This is a genomic window from Corallococcus caeni, from assembly GCF_036245865.1.
Classification (GTDB): domain Bacteria; phylum Myxococcota; class Myxococcia; order Myxococcales; family Myxococcaceae; genus Corallococcus; species Corallococcus caeni.
On sequence record NZ_BTTW01000002.1, the window covers coordinates 815203 to 828670 of the forward strand.

Annotated in this window: 15 protein-coding genes; 8 read left to right on the forward strand and 7 right to left on the reverse strand. The window is 72.0% G+C overall.

All coding sequences use genetic code 11. The features are described 5' to 3' along the window. The first annotated feature begins 26 nt into the window (after nucleotides 1-26). From AABA78_RS11465 to AABA78_RS11475, 3 genes are read left to right on the forward strand one after another with little or no spacing between them, the layout of a single operon-like run. The gene (locus AABA78_RS11465) at nucleotides 27-611 is read left to right on the forward strand and encodes a hypothetical protein (RefSeq protein WP_338263000.1); all 585 of its coding nucleotides are present in this window, start codon (nucleotides 27-29) and stop codon (nucleotides 609-611) included. Then, complete coding sequence (locus AABA78_RS11470) at nucleotides 584-1669, forward strand: MBL fold metallo-hydrolase (RefSeq protein ID WP_338263001.1); 1086 nt, start codon at nucleotides 584-586, stop codon at nucleotides 1667-1669. Before AABA78_RS11465 ends, AABA78_RS11470 begins: the two co-directional genes overlap by 28 nt. Continuing rightward, the gene (locus tag AABA78_RS11475; protein ID WP_338263002.1) at nucleotides 1656-2582 is read left to right on the forward strand and encodes a tetratricopeptide repeat protein; all 927 of its coding nucleotides are present in this window, start codon (nucleotides 1656-1658) and stop codon (nucleotides 2580-2582) included. The genes AABA78_RS11470 and AABA78_RS11475 overlap by 14 nt, the downstream gene beginning before the upstream one ends. On the opposite strand, the gene AABA78_RS11480 is transcribed toward AABA78_RS11475, so the two are convergent. The 3 genes from AABA78_RS11480 to AABA78_RS11490 are packed head-to-tail and all read right to left on the reverse strand — an operon-like array spanning nucleotide 2579 to nucleotide 4634. Beyond that, complete coding sequence (locus AABA78_RS11480) at nucleotides 2579-3166, reverse strand: Uma2 family endonuclease (protein ID WP_338263003.1); 588 nt, start codon at nucleotides 3164-3166, stop codon at nucleotides 2579-2581. The genes AABA78_RS11475 and AABA78_RS11480 overlap by 4 nt on opposite strands. A 54-nt stretch (nucleotides 3167-3220) precedes the next feature. Further along, nucleotides 3221-4261 (reverse strand): class I SAM-dependent methyltransferase, encoded by a 1041-nt coding sequence (locus AABA78_RS11485; protein WP_338263004.1) that lies wholly within the window; start codon nucleotides 4259-4261, stop codon nucleotides 3221-3223. Nucleotides 4262-4301: 40 nt separating this feature from the next. Beyond that, the gene (locus tag AABA78_RS11490; RefSeq protein ID WP_171412565.1) at nucleotides 4302-4634 is read right to left on the reverse strand and encodes an MXAN_6627.5 family MYXO-CTERM protein; all 333 of its coding nucleotides are present in this window, start codon (nucleotides 4632-4634) and stop codon (nucleotides 4302-4304) included. Nucleotides 4635-4759: 125 nt separating this feature from the next. Here AABA78_RS11490 and AABA78_RS11495 point away from each other — a divergent pair, with 125 nt between their 5' ends. Beyond that, nucleotides 4760-6082, forward strand: coding sequence for a response regulator (locus AABA78_RS11495; RefSeq protein ID WP_171412566.1), 1323 nt, complete (start codon nucleotides 4760-4762; stop codon nucleotides 6080-6082). A gap of 62 nt (nucleotides 6083-6144) precedes the next feature. Here AABA78_RS11495 and AABA78_RS11500 read toward each other — a convergent pair whose 3' ends face one another. Then, the gene (locus AABA78_RS11500; RefSeq protein ID WP_338263006.1) at nucleotides 6145-6786 is read right to left on the reverse strand and encodes a hypothetical protein; all 642 of its coding nucleotides are present in this window, start codon (nucleotides 6784-6786) and stop codon (nucleotides 6145-6147) included. A 57-nt stretch (nucleotides 6787-6843) separates the two neighbouring features. Between AABA78_RS11500 and AABA78_RS11505 the strand changes: the two genes are divergently transcribed. The 4 genes from AABA78_RS11505 to AABA78_RS11520 all read left to right on the forward strand — a co-directional run bounded on the left by AABA78_RS11505 (nucleotide 6844) and on the right by AABA78_RS11520 (nucleotide 9291). Next, entirely contained in the window at nucleotides 6844-7341 is a 498-nt protein-coding gene (locus AABA78_RS11505) for a hypothetical protein (RefSeq protein ID WP_338263008.1), read from the forward strand. 66 nt (nucleotides 7342-7407) lie between these two features. Beyond that, entirely contained in the window at nucleotides 7408-8022 is a 615-nt protein-coding gene (gene bcp, locus AABA78_RS11510; RefSeq protein ID WP_338263009.1) for a thioredoxin-dependent thiol peroxidase, read from the forward strand. A 237-nt stretch (nucleotides 8023-8259) separates the two neighbouring features. Next, entirely contained in the window at nucleotides 8260-8781 is a 522-nt protein-coding gene (locus tag AABA78_RS11515; protein WP_338263011.1) for a hypothetical protein, read from the forward strand. A gap of 138 nt (nucleotides 8782-8919) precedes the next feature. Next, on the forward strand, nucleotides 8920-9291 hold the full coding sequence (locus AABA78_RS11520) for a hypothetical protein (RefSeq protein WP_338263012.1): 372 nt from the start codon (nucleotides 8920-8922) through the stop codon (nucleotides 9289-9291). On the opposite strand, the gene nagZ is transcribed toward AABA78_RS11520, so the two are convergent. The 3 genes from nagZ to AABA78_RS11535 all read right to left on the reverse strand — a co-directional run bounded on the left by nagZ (nucleotide 9288) and on the right by AABA78_RS11535 (nucleotide 13466). Continuing rightward, on the reverse strand, nucleotides 9288-10352 hold the full coding sequence (gene nagZ, locus AABA78_RS11525) for a beta-N-acetylhexosaminidase (protein WP_370469458.1): 1065 nt from the start codon (nucleotides 10350-10352) through the stop codon (nucleotides 9288-9290). The two genes, AABA78_RS11520 and nagZ, sit on opposite strands and share 4 nt — an antisense overlap. Before the next feature lie 136 nt (nucleotides 10353-10488). After that, complete coding sequence (locus tag AABA78_RS11530) at nucleotides 10489-12588, reverse strand: BatA domain-containing protein (protein ID WP_338263015.1); 2100 nt, start codon at nucleotides 12586-12588, stop codon at nucleotides 10489-10491. Then, complete coding sequence (locus AABA78_RS11535) at nucleotides 12585-13466, reverse strand: DUF58 domain-containing protein (RefSeq protein ID WP_338263016.1); 882 nt, start codon at nucleotides 13464-13466, stop codon at nucleotides 12585-12587. Before AABA78_RS11535 ends, AABA78_RS11530 begins: the two co-directional genes overlap by 4 nt. Between the last annotated feature and the right edge of the window lie 2 nt (nucleotides 13467-13468).

Genomic DNA, 13468 nt, shown 5'->3' on the forward strand with positions numbered 1-13468 from the left:
GGGCGCGGGCCGTCTACGATGGCGCCATGACCTGGCGTTCCCTCCTCCTCCCGCTGGCGCTGCTCGGTGCCATGTCCGCATGCGGGCAGCGGCGCAGCGACCCCGCACGCGTGGCGGAGGACCTGATGCGCCCCGCGCCCGTGGGCGCCTTCGCCGCGGGCACACCCCCGGCCACCACCGCGGACTGCACGGTGCGCACGGCGAAAGACTGCTTCGACCAGGCGCTCACCCTGCTGGCGGCGAACGCGCAGGGCCCGGAGCGGCTGCGCGCGCTGTCGCTGATGGGCAAGGCGTGTGACGGGCAGGTGAAGGATGCCTGCGCCTGGCTGTCCCAGCACGTGAAGGAGCCCCGGCGCGTGCGCGGCGGTCCGCCGGACGACCCGGTGTTCCAGGAGGCCTTCGAGCGCTGGCGCGAGGGCCGCAAGCACCACGTGCGCGTGACGTGCCGGCTGGTGCAGGGCGGCGTGCCCCAGCGCTGCGAGGTGCGGGAGGCGAACCTGCCCCCGGACCTGCTGGCGCAGGCGCTCAACAGCATCCAGGCCTCGCGCTACGCGCTGCCCACCCTCGACGGAGAGCCCTTCGAATGCGACTGGACCATCGTCATCAAGTGACGCGGCTGTGGCCCGTGCTGGCCTTGTCGCTGTTCACGGGCTGCTTCGCCGGCACCGTGCACCGGGGCCCGGCGACGGACCACTTCGACGGCGAGTCGTTCCAGAACCTGGGCGAGGCGCCGAAGCTGTCCCCGCTCACGCTGGTGCGGGCCGCGATGGAGGAGAAGCGCGGCCCGTGGCGGGACTACGCGGAAGAGCCCTTCGGCCCGAAGCCGCCGGAGCGCGTGGGCGCGGGGGAGCTGCGCGTGACGTTCATCAACCACGCCACGGTGCTGCTCCAGGCGGACGGCGTGAACGTGCTGACGGACCCCATCTACTCGGAGCGGGCGAGCCCCGTGTCCTTCGTGGGCCCCAAGCGCGTGCGGCCCCCGGGCATCCGCTTCGAGGACCTGCCGCCCATCGACGTCGTGGTGGTGAGCCACAACCACTATGACCACATGGACCTGCCCACGCTGCGGCGGCTGGAGGCCGCGCACCACCCGCTCTTCGTCGTGGGGCTGGGCAACCGCGCGCTGCTGAAGGGCGAGGGCTTCCAGCGCGTGGAGGAGCTGGACTGGTGGCAGTCCGCGCAAGGCGGGCCGCCGGGGTTGAAGGTGTGGGCGGTGCCCGCGCAGCACCGCTCGAACCGGGGGCTGACGGACCAGGAGGAGACGCTGTGGGCGGGCTACGTGCTGGAGACGTCCGGTGGGCCGGTGCTCTTCGCGGGCGACACGGGGCTGGGGCCGCACTTCGAGCGCATCGCGGAGCGCTTCGGGCCCATGCGCCTGTCGGTGCTGCCCATCGGCGCGTTCCGCCCGCGCGTCCTGCACGCGGTGCACATGGGGCCGGAGGACGCGCTGAAGGCGCACCGCGTGCTGCGCTCGAGCACGTCCGTGGCGATGCACTACGGCACCTTCCCCATGGCGTGGGACGGCCAGGACGAAGCGAAGTACCTGCTCTTGCGGTTGCTGATGCGCGAAGAGGTGCGGCCGCGCTTCTGGGCGCTCGGCTTCGGCGAGGGCCGGGACGTGCCGCCGCTGTCACCGGGGACTGACGGACGGGCCGATGCCGGACGCTGAAGGGGCGATGCCGCCGGAGGTGGAGGCGAAGGAGAAGATGGACCGGGCGCGCGCGTGCATCCGCTCGGGCGACCTGGACGAGGCGATTCCCCTCTGTGACGAGGTGTACCGACGCTTCACGCTGTCGAAGTCACCGGCGCTCCAGCTCCAGGTGGCGCGGGCGCTGGGGCACCGGGGCGCGGCGCTTTCGGAGAAGGGGATGTTCCGCGAGGCGCTCGTCCACTTCGACGAGGTGGAGCGCCGCTTCTGGAGTCCGCGCAGGCCCGAGCTGTGGGAGGGCATCGCGTGGGGGATGCTGTACCGGGCCCGCGTGCTCCTGGAGATGAACCAGGAGCCCATGTGCAGCAACTGGCTGGAGCGGTTGCTGAGCCGCTTCGGGGCCTCCGCGCAGCGGCCCGACCTGCGCGTTCCGGTGGAGATGGCGCGCACGGCGGTGCTCGCCGCCCACAACCAGGCGGAGCGGTTCGAGGCGTCGCTGAGCCTGTCCGAGGAACTCCTGAAGGAGTACGACGGAAAGGAGGATCCGTTCCTGGTGGAGCAGACGGCGGTGGCGCTGCTGCAGCGGGCCATCGCACTCCAGGGGCTGGGGCACGTGGATGAAGCGCTGGAGGCGTTCGACGAGGTGGACGTGCGCTACAGCGAGGACCCGGACCCGAGGTTGAGAGCCCTGGTCTCCACCGCGCTCATGGGCCGGGCCATCGTGTTGCTCCGGGAGGAGTTCCTGCCCGAAGCGCTCTCCGCGCTGGACGCCATCCTCGAACACGCCGGCCCGAACCCGAGCCGGCGGCTGCTGGAGCCCGTGAACTTCGCGAAGTTCCACCACGAGGTCGTCGAGCGCGAGCTGCGACTCGAACGTGAGCGGAGGGCCCGGAGGCCGAAGCCCCCGCCCCTTGCCAGGCCGAAGCCGCGTTAGCCCGGAGGCGGAAGCAACTTCCAGAGCCAGCCCAGCCGCAGGTCGCGCTCCTCGAAGGGCGGGGCGCGGATGAGGTCGTCTTCCTCGCCGTAGACGCCCACCTCCACCCAGAGCCCGTCCCGCAGCTCGCTCACGGTGAGCGTGCGCACGTCCAGATCGATGAACCACAGGTGCTTGATGCCGATGCGTGCGTAGAACGGCCGTTTGATGCGCGTGTCGTAGGCCCGCGTGGACGGTGACAGGATTTCGCACGCCCAGTCGGGGACATCGGTCCACTGTCCCTTGGGGAAGGTGGGCACCCGCTCGCGCCGCCAGCCCGCGAGATCCGGACTGAACTCCGGAGAGCCGCCCACCCGGATGCCGGGCTCGGTCATGAGCCACCAGCCGCCCGGTCCTTCCTCGCCCAATTGGAAGGCCTCATCCAACTCCCGGAAGAGCCTCAGTTCGAAATAGCCATGCGCGGCGCGCGGCCGCGCCTGCGTATACAGCGTCCCATCGATGATCTCGCCCACCACGCCCTCGGGCAGGGCCTCGATGTCAGCGAAGGTCGCCGGACCTTCGAGTGGTTTCGCGCCATAGGCCATGCCCGGAGTGTGGAGTTAGCAGCACCGTCTGACAAGCAGGCGGCACCGCGCCTGCTACTCCGGCTGCGCGATGATCAACGTCTGCAACGGCAGATGCCGGATGGGCCTGGTGCTCTGCACCTTGAAACCCGCGTCATCCAGGAAGCCCTCGACCTCCGCGGGCGTGTACGACGCCGCGCCGGACGTGAGGAAGTAGTGCAACCCGATGAGCGGCGCGGACGTGCCCTGGGTGTCCCGCTCCTCGCGCAGGTACTCCAGCACCGCCAGCGTGCCCCGGGACGCCATCGCCCCGCGCACGCGCCGCAGGAGCGCCACGTTCTGCGCGGGCGTCAGGTGGTGCATCACCTGGAACAGCAGCACGCCGTCATACGGCCCGCCCAGCTCCGCGTGCAGCACGTCCCCTTCCTTGTGCGTCACCCGGTGCGACAGCCCCGCCTGGGCGATGATTTCCCGCCCCACGCGCACGCTGCCCTCCAGGTCCACCACCGTGGCCTTCAAGCCCCGGTGCGCCCGGCACAGCTCCGCCGCGTACCAGCCGTGCGCGCCGCCCAGGTCCAGGAGGTGCCTTGCTCCCCGGGGCAGGGGAATGGCCGCCGCCACCTCCGGCGAGGCCAGCCGCGCCAGCTGGTACATGGCCTGGATGTAGTCGCGCCAGCGCGGGTCGTCCGGAGCGAACTGGTGGATGTCCACCGACTGCCCGCTCTTCACCGCGTTCTCCAGCTGCCCCCACCAGTCCCACTGCGCGTAGTTGAACTCCAGGAACGCCGTGATGGCCTGCGGCGAGCGCGGGTCCAGCCACCGCCGCGCCCGGGGCGCCAGCCGGAAGCGGCCCCGGTGCAGCTCCACCACCTCGCAGGCGATGAGCGCTTCCAACAGCGCCCGCATGCCTTCGGTGCTCGTCTTCAGCCGCGCCGCCAGCGCCTCCGCCGTCGCCGCGCCGTCCGCCAGCGCCGCGTAGACGCCCAGCCGCGCGCCGGCCATCAGCGTGCGCGACGCCATCATCCCGAAGAAGGCGTGCGCCAGCGGCTGCGGCGCCAGGTTGAGGAAGTCCGCCACCCGCTCCAGGAGGTTGTCCGCCTTGAGGCCCAGCCGCATCGCGCGTCGCTCCTTGGAATGGGGGGAGTGGGCTTGAGCGCTAGCGGCGGCGCCGCGAGCCCGCCACGGCGGCCACGCCCAGGATCATCAGCGCCGCCTGCGGGCCCAGCAGGCAGCCCTGCGTCTCCGCCTGGCGGATGCCCGTGTACTTGCACTTGCCCGAGTTGCAGCTGAAGCGCGGCGCGCAGTCACTGGTGCTGCGGCAGTCGGTGGGCACGCGCCCGGTGTTGTCGTCCCCTTCGGGGGAGTTGGGGTCGTCCGGCTGGCCCGCGTCCTGCGGCTGGCCCTCCTGGCCCAGCGCCACCAGCGGGGAGAACAGGAGGAATCCGGCCAGGAGCCCTGCCGGGTGGATGCGGGAGAAGAGGGAGGACATGAGGCGGGCGCCACCCTAACGCCACATCGGGGCGCTTGCATCCATCCTCTGAAGGGGACGGCCCTCCGGGGTTCCCTGGAATCGCTGGCCGCCGGGGCGCCCGAATCTGCTACGGTCCCCCCGCGATGGCGCCTCGAATCCTCGTCGTGGACGACAACCAGGAGCTCCTCTCCCTCCTCACGCAGCTGTTCGAGGACGCCGGGTACGAGGTGGTGGGCGCCAGCCGTGGCAAGCAGGCCATCGAGGCCGCCCGCGCCCAGCCTCCCGGCTGTGCTGTCTTGGACATCCTGCTGCCGGACATGATGGGTTACCACCTGGCGGACACGCTCAGGAAGGACAACCCCCAGCTGCCGCTGCTCTTCATCACCGGCGTCTTCAAGGGCGGCAAGCACGCCACCGAAGCGCGCCAGAAGTACCAGGCCGCCGGCTACTTCGAGAAACCCTTCGAGGCCCAGAAGCTGCTGGAAGCGGTGGCCAAGGTGCTGCCCGCGGAGAAGAAGGTCCCCGCCGCCTCCATGCAGGACGCCTTCGAGGTGGAGCTGGACATCGACGTGGAGGAGGAGGGCCCGCAGGACGCCATGGAGCTGACCGGCCGCATCAAGGTCACCGGCGGCGGCAACCTCACGGCCGAAATCCGCGGCGCCAACCTCACCGCCACGCCCATGCAGAAGGTGCCCTCCACCCAGGTGCGGGCCCCCACGCCGGGCCGTCCGCCGGATCCGCTGCCGGTGGGCGCGGGCTCGCCGGGCAGCCGCCGCGGAGAGCTGAAGGACAACCTGCCGTCGCTGCTCACCGCCTTCTACCTGTCGCGCGAGACGGGCGAGCTGGGCGTGCAGCGCGGCAAGGTGAAGAAGGTCGTCTACTTCGAGAACGGCACCCCGGTGTTCGCGCTCTCCAACCTGCTGGCGGACCGCTTCGGGCAGTTCCTGGTGCGCGTGGGGAAGATCAAACCCGAGCAGCTCCAGGACGCGTCCGCCGTCGCCGCGCAGAGCCACCGCCGCACCGGCGACGTGCTGGTGGAGCGCGCCCTGCTCAAGGACACGGAGCGGCTGTACTACGTGGGCCAGCAGGTGAAGGCCATCATCTACTCGCTCTTCTCCTGGGAGGAGGGCACGTACGTGATGAGCTTCAAGGAGAAGGCCTCCGCGGAGTCCATCAAGCTGGACGTGCACCCGGCCAACCTCATCGTCCGGGGCATCAAGAAGCTCTACAAGCCGGAGCGCCTGCGCCGCCTGCTCCAGCCCGAGGACCGGCTCATCCCCGCCGTCGCCCCCGCCTACGGCCTCAACGAGGTGGAGCTGGAGCGCTGGGAGGCGGAGCTGCTGCCGAAAATCGACGGCAACCGCGTGGTGGCGGAGCTGCTCGCGTTCGCCAACCGCCCGGAGCACGTCGTCTACGGCTTCCTGGTGTCGATGATGGCGCTGGGCATCCTGGACAAGCGCTCGTAGCGGTCCGGCGCGGCGGGAAGGGGCGCCCGGCTTCCGGATGCCCCCCGTCGTGCGACATCACTTCAGCCGAGCCGCGAGCCGATCCAGAACAGGCCCAGCGCGCCGGAGCCCAGCGCCACGCCGCGCTGGATCCACAGGCTGATGCGCGCGTTGGCGCGCGACAGGCCTTCGGCGAACAGCAGCCCCACCGCGCCCATGCCGATGAGGATGCCCAGCGCGAAGCCGGGCAGGTACGTCCACGCGGACAGGCTCATGCTGCCGCCCACCAGGAGCGGGGGCAGCGCGATGAGCAGCGACCGCACGCCGCTCACGGCCATGAAGGCGCCCGCGGCGGTGCTCACGGTGTGCACGTGCTCGTGCGGCTCGCGGTCGTGGCCGGGCAGGTGCGGGTGGCCGTGGTCCAGGCTGTGCGGGAAGAGCAGGGCGGTGACGGCCAGCGCCACCAGCACCGCGCCGCCGAACACCTCCGCCCACCGCTCGAAGGTCTCCGACAGGCCCACGCCCGCGAAGAGGCACACCGCCGCGATGCCGCCCAGCATGGCCGCGTGGCCCAGGGCGAAGCGCAGCGCCGTCTTCAGCGCGACGCGGCGACGGCCCCCACCCAGGGTGCCGAGCGTGGCCATGGCGGCGCAGTGGTCCGGCCCCAGGGCGTGGAGCAGACCTTGGGTCAGGCCGAGCAGGAAGGCGAGGAGGATGGGAGCCACGACGGCGCACCCTAGCCGTGGTTTAACCGGGTGGCCAGCAGGAGGAAGCCCCACACCATGCGCATTGCTCATCTCCGACATTCCGCCGCGCTGCTGTTGGCGGGGCTGCTCGCCCTGTCGGGCTGCTCCACCGACCCCGGTCCGGAGCAGCTGCGCAAGGCCGAGGGACGCTACCAGGAGCTGATCAACCAGAACCTCCCCGCGCAGGACCCGGCCTGGGCGGAGGTCGTCGCCCAGTTCGAGGCCGTCCCCAAGGACTCCAAGGCCCGCCCGGAGGCCGAGAAGCGGCTGGCCGCGCTGAAGGCCGCCCGCGAGAAGGTCCCGCCGCGCCCCCTGGCCCGCCCCGGCGCCACCGGCCAGGGCGCCAGCGACGTGGAGGCCAAGCGCGCCGCGTGTGAGGCGCTCGCGAAGAAGCTGGGCGAGGCCAACACGGACGCGACGCGCGACGTGCTGCGCAAGGTGCTGGAGACCTGCCAGGCGGAGCTGGTCCGGCTGGAGGCCAATGACCACCCGCCGGGCGAGGAAGTGCATCCGCCGGGCGAAGGCGCGCACTGAGCCCGCTCAAAGCGCGCGTGGAGTTGAGAAGCCCGCGGGGTCTGGATATGGAGCCGACGCATGCCCATGCCCCAAGCAGGTGACAAGGCCCCCGGCTTCTCGCTCCCCGACCAGAGCGGCGCCACCGTCTCCCTCTCGCAGCTCAAGGGGCGGCACGTCGTCCTCTACTTCTACCCGAAGGACGCGACCCCCGGCTGCACCACGGAGGCGTGCGACTTCCGCGATGAGCACTCCGCGCTGGTGAAGGCCGGCGCGGTGGTGCTGGGCGTGTCGCCGGACAGCGTCGCCTCCCACCAGAAGTTCGCCACGAAACAGGGGCTGCCGTTCTCGCTCCTGGCGGACCCGGACCACGCGCTGGCGGACGCGTACGGGGTGTGGGGGGAGAAGTCCCTCTATGGGCGCAAGTTCATGGGCCTCATCCGCGCGACCTTCCTCATTGGTCCGGACGGCAAGGTCGTCCGCGTGTGGCCCAAGGTGAAGGTGGCCGGCCACGTCGCGGAGGTCCTGTCCGCGCTCCAGGGCGGGTCTTCCGACAAGGCGCCGGCCCCGAAGGCCCCCGCGGCGAAGAAGGCTCCGGCGGCGGAGGCGAAGCCGGCGGCTGTCAAGAAACCGGCGGCGAAGAAGGCCCCGGCCGCGAAGCCGGCGGCGAAGGCCGCGGCCCGGAAGGGTGCTCGCGGCTGAGCGGGCGTGGGGTGGCGGGCGCCGGTGCACTCCTGGCGGGACAGGGAGGCCGGGACCGTGTATGCCTGCGCCCGTGGCTGGCTCCTCTCTCCCCGGGCGGGGCTGGCCGTTCACGATGAAGCCCTGTCGGCCTCCGGGCCGGACAGCGAGCGGCCGGCAGGGCCAGCCCCCGGGTGGATGCCCGGTGGTTGGCGAGGACGGCATGACCATTCCTCGGGGATGGCGGAGACGATGAACATGCGCGAGCGAGGCATTCAGCGGTGGATGGGAGCGGCGGCGCTGACGGCGGGCGTGCTCCTGGGCACGGCCTGTGGCGGGCTGCCGGAGACGGGCGGCAAGCAGCCGGATGAGTCGCGGGGCAATGCCTTCGCGCAGCGCGGTACGCAGCCGGAGGCCGTCTACAACGTGGCCGAGCAGCAGGGGCATGAGAACCCCGCTGACGCGCACCACGGCGACGCGGCCGCGAAGCTGCCCCGCCACGTGCTGACGGTGGACCGGGGCTACAACTCCACCATCGGGAAGATTGGCTCCAGCATCGACCCGCGGACGAAGGCCAACGAGGGCCAGTCCAACAACTCCAAGTGGGACGACGCGGGCGGCATGATGGCGCACCGCTACGGCGTGCTCGGCGGGGCGACCTACTCGCCCGCGGCCCAGGGGCTGGGCGGCTGGAATGTCTCCCCCGCGAACGAGGGCACGCGCGGCTTCGAGGCGCCCTACAGCTACGTCAGCCCGCCCATCTACCTGCGCGACCGGTAGCTGGACGAAAGTCCCAGGGGCGCCCGCCGGCCAGCGTGCCAGCAGGCGCCCCGTGCTCCGGCCCCGCCACTCCCGGTGGGGCGCTGGGGTGGCCACTCCTTCAGTCGAGGCCGTGACGGCTTCCGGAAGGAGCAGGCCATGCACTCAAAAAGACTGCATCACTGGACCCTGGTGGCCGTGTGCGCCGCGACGGCCGCGCTGGTCGGCCCCGGCTGCAATCGTGACGAGCCCCTGATGCCGCGCGCGGGGAGCCGTTACCAGGGCGTCGCCAACACGCAGCAGCCCGCGCCTCCGGGCACGGGGGGCGCTGGCGCGAGCACGCCCACGGACGCGAAGGGGTCGCCGCTGAAGCCGCAGCCCGCCGGGGCCCAGGGCCTGCAGAACCAGATTGGCGCGCCCGGCTTCACCACGCCCCAGGAGCCGGTTCCCGGAGACCGGGGCGGGGCGGACCGCTTCGAGGGCCCCATGGGCCAGGGCTCGGAGCTAGGCTCCAGGCACGCCCCCGACTAACGCGACGCGAGCATGACCTCCGTGGGGTCCTTGCCGGTGAAGGCACTGGCGAGGCCCTCCGCCAGCGAGCGGTGCTCCGCGTCGCCCAGCGTGGCGAGCCGGTCCTCGGCGGGGTGCGCGAAGCGGGCGGCGAGCGCGTCCAGGCGCCGGTGCGCTTCGGTGATGCGCTCGCGCGGGACGCGGCCGGACTCCACCGCCTTCACCAGCGCTTCGATGGCGGTGCGCTGCACGTCCGCCTTGTGGCACACGAGGAACAGGTCCACGCCCGCGAGCGTCCCCTGCACCGCGGCCTCCGCCACGGAGTAGTGGTCCGCGATGGCCTTCATCTCCAGGTCATCGGAGACGAGCACGCCGTCGAAGCCCAGCTCCTTGCGGAGCAGGTCGTGCAGCGCGCGGTGGCTCATGGTCGCCGGGACGCCCTGCTCCAGCGCGTCGAACAGCACGTGCGCGGTCATCAGCGACGCGAGCCCCGCCTTCGCGAAGGCCTGGAACGGCACCAGCTCCACGCGGCGCAGGCGCTCCAGGTCGTGCGGCAGCCGGGGCAGGGTGAGGTGGCTGTCCGTCGTCGTGTCGCCGTGTCCGGGGAAGTGCTTCCCGCAGGACGCCACGCCGCCGGCTTCCAGGCCCTTCGCGAGCGCCACGCCCAGACGGCCCACCTCCACCGGGTCGCGGCTGAAGCTGCGGTCGCCAATCACGGGGTTGGCCGGGTTGGTGTCCACGTCGAGCACGGGCGCGAAGTCCCAGTCGAAGCCCACGGCGCGCAGCTCGTGCGCGAGGAGCCGGCCCACGCGCTCGGCCAGGGCTTCGTCGCCGCGCTGTCCCAGCTCGCGCATGGGGGGCAGGGCGGTGAAGGGCTCACCGCGAAGGCGCGCGACCCGGCCGCCCTCCTGGTCCACGGAGAGGATGAAGGGCCGGCCCGCGCGCGTCTTGATTTCACGGCACAGCGCCGCGGTCTCGGCAGCGGTGCCGACGTTGCGCTTGAAGAGGATGGCGCCGTAGATGCCGTCATCCATCAGCGCCGCGAGGTCGGCGTCGATGCGGGTGCCAGGGAAGCCCACCATGAAGAGGCGGGCGCAGTCGCGGTAGAGGGCGGAAGCAGGGCTCACGGCCGCGCAGTGTGGCAGAGCCCGCCGCCCGTGGGGCACCTCGTGTGTATCCCGAGCGTCGGCTGCCTGTCAGGGCGCGGAGCGGCCAGGGCTACTTCCGGAGCAGCGTGCCCTCGAAGAAGAACGCCAGGCACGCGGCCAGGATGAGCCACGTCCACAGCGGCACGGCGGGCTTGTCCGCGTCCCCCGTGGAGGCCTTCACCGTGTCCTCGCCGAAGTAGGCCGTCAGCGTGTCCTGCGGCACTCGCGTCAAATCGCTCTCCGCCGGATCCAACGTGGCGGCGAAGTCCAGCGCCGCCACGGGCTTCCCCTCCGCGCCCAGCACCGCGTGTACGCCTGGCTCCACCGTGGGTCCCGCCACGAACGAGCCGTCCGGCTGCGCCTTCACCGGCACCTCGCTGCCGTCCGGCGCGCGCACGCCCGTCACCTTCTGCGTGCCCTCCGGGCGCAGCGTCACGGTCTCCCCCACGCGCACGCGCACCTCCTCGCGCTCCTCCAGCGAGCCCGTGAGGTACGCGGCGAAGCGCTGCATCAGCGGCAGGAAGCTCGTGCGGATGGCGAAGTCGCTCCAGTCGCGGTCCACCGTGCTGGTGAACAGCGCCACGCGCCCCTTGCCCCGGCGGGCCACCGCCACCGCGGGGGCTCCGTCCTCGTACGTGGCCAGCACCTGGCTGGTGCCCGGCGCGGACGGGCTGTCCGCCTCCAGCAGCATGTACTTGTAGAAGCGCGCCCCGATGAGCCCCTCCTCCGCGCGGCCCGTGAAGGGCGCGAACAGCGGATGGTCCACCTTCACCTGCGCCAGCTTCGCCGTCTTCGTCTCCGCGTCGGGGTCCTCGCGCTCGGCGCTCGTGCGCACCAGGCGCAAGGGGCGCGGCAAGAGCGTGCCCAGCCGCTGGTTGTACGCCTCCGGGTTCACGTGGTCGCCCACGCTCACGAAGAGGCCGCCGCCGTTCTCCACGAAGGCCGCCAGCTTCTGGGCCTCCTCCTCCGACGGCGCCGTCGCGTTCAGCAGCAGCACCAGGTCATACGCGCTGAAGTCCTCGCGCAGCCCCACCTCCGCGTCGCGCACCGCCACGTCCACCGGTGAGCCCGGCGACGTGAGCGCCGCGTCCACGAAGAAGGCCTCGTCCCGGTAGCGCGTCGCGTGCGGCGAGCCGTTCACCACCAGCGCCTTCAGCCCGCGCGGCACCGGCAGCACGAAGGCCCGCCGGTCGTCCTCCGCCAGCGAGTCCTGCGCGAGCGTCACCTGGCCCACCACCGTGCCGCCCTGCGGGAAGCGCACCGTCAGCGTCTTCTGCGTCGTGCCGCCCGCGGGCACGTCCACGAAGCCCTTGGCCAGCGTGGACTCGCCCACGCGCACCGCGGCCTCCAGGTCCTTCGCCGGCTTCGTGCCGAAGTTGCGCACCGTGAACGTGAACTGGTACGCGCGCGGCCCGGCCTGGAGCGCGGGCTCCACCCGCAGGTCCACCAGCGCGTGGTTGTCCAGCGACTCGCGCCCGGACGCCACGTCGCGCAGCACGACCTCCGGCTTCACCATCGCGCCCGTGGGCCCCTTCACCGTGGGCGGCGGCGCTTCCAGCCGGAAGCCGGAGGCCGTCATGTCGGAGACCACCACCAGGCGCTTGCCCGGCATCGGGTTCTCCTCCAGCGCCCGCGCGGCCATGTCCAGGCAGCGCGACAGGTCCGCCGTGCCGTAGGTGGGCTTCGCCTCGTCCACCAGCGCGCGCAGGCGGGCCCGGTCGAAGCCCGGCGGCGGCGGCGCTTCCGGCGAACCCGTGCACACCATCACCGTCGCGGGCTCCTCCGGCAGCAGGTCCTTGAGCGCGTCGCGCGCCTCGTCGCGGCCCTTCTCGAAGTTCGACGTGCCGTCCGACCAGCGCATGGACAGCGACGCGTCCAGGATGACCGCCGTGGCCGCCGGCCCGCGCGTCACCGTGGCCGCCTGCGCGTCGCGGGTGAACTCCGGCCGCGCCAGCGCCAGGGGAATGGCCAGCAGGATGAGCGTGCGCAGCGTGTAGAGCAGCAGCCGCTTGAGCTTGAGCCGGCTCGCCGTGCGCTTCTGGCTGCGCAGCACGAACGCGAGCGGCCCGAACGGATGCGCCCGGGGCCGGCGCCGGTCGAACAGGTGCACCAGCACGGGGATGAGCGCACCCAGCGCGCCCAGCAGGAACCACGGGTTGCCGAACGTCACCGGCGCCTCCCGCGACGTCCCAGGAAGCGCAGCAACACCTCATCCAGCCGCTCGTCGGTGCGCACCAGCTCGTAGTCCACGTCGGCCTCGGCGCACTTCGCCTTCACGTCCGCGAGGAACGCGCCGAACTCCTCCAGGTAGCTCTGCTTGATTTCACGCGGGTTCACCTCGATGCGGCCCTCGCCCTCCATGTCCAGGAAGAGCGTCGGGTCGTCGAAGGGGAACGTCAGCTCCGCGGGGTCCACCAGGTGGAACACCGCCACGTCGTTCTTGCGCTGCCGCAGGGCCAGGATGCGTTTGAGCGCCTCCTGCCGTTCATCCAGCAGGTCCGACAGCACGATGACGGTGGAGCGCCGGGGCAGCACCTCCGCGAGGTGATCCGCCGCGCTGCCCAGGTCCGTGGGGCCCTTGGCCTCCGTGTGCTCCAGCGCGTCCAGGAGCACGTTGAGGTGCCCGGCGGAGGCGCGGGGCGGCACGTCGCGGAACGCGCCGCCCACCATGACGGCCAGGCCCGCCGCGTCCTGCTGGCGCACGAGCAGGTAGCTGAGCGCGCCCGCGAGCGTCTTGGCCACCTCCAGCTTGGACATCGCGCCGCTCTGGTAGCCCATGGACGCGGACGCATCCACGACCATCACCGAGCGCAGGTTCGTCTCGTGCTCGAAGCGCTTGACGTAGTACTTGTCGAACTTGCCGTAGGCCTTCCAGTCCAGGTGGCGCAGCTCGTCGCCGGGGGCGTACTCCTTGTGTTCGGCGAACTCCACGCTCTGACCCTGATGGGGGCTCTTGTGGAGGCCGGACAGCACGCCCTCCATCACGGCGCGGGCGCGCAGCTTCACGCCCTGGAGGCGGGACAGCGTCTGGGCGTCGAGCAGCGCCATGG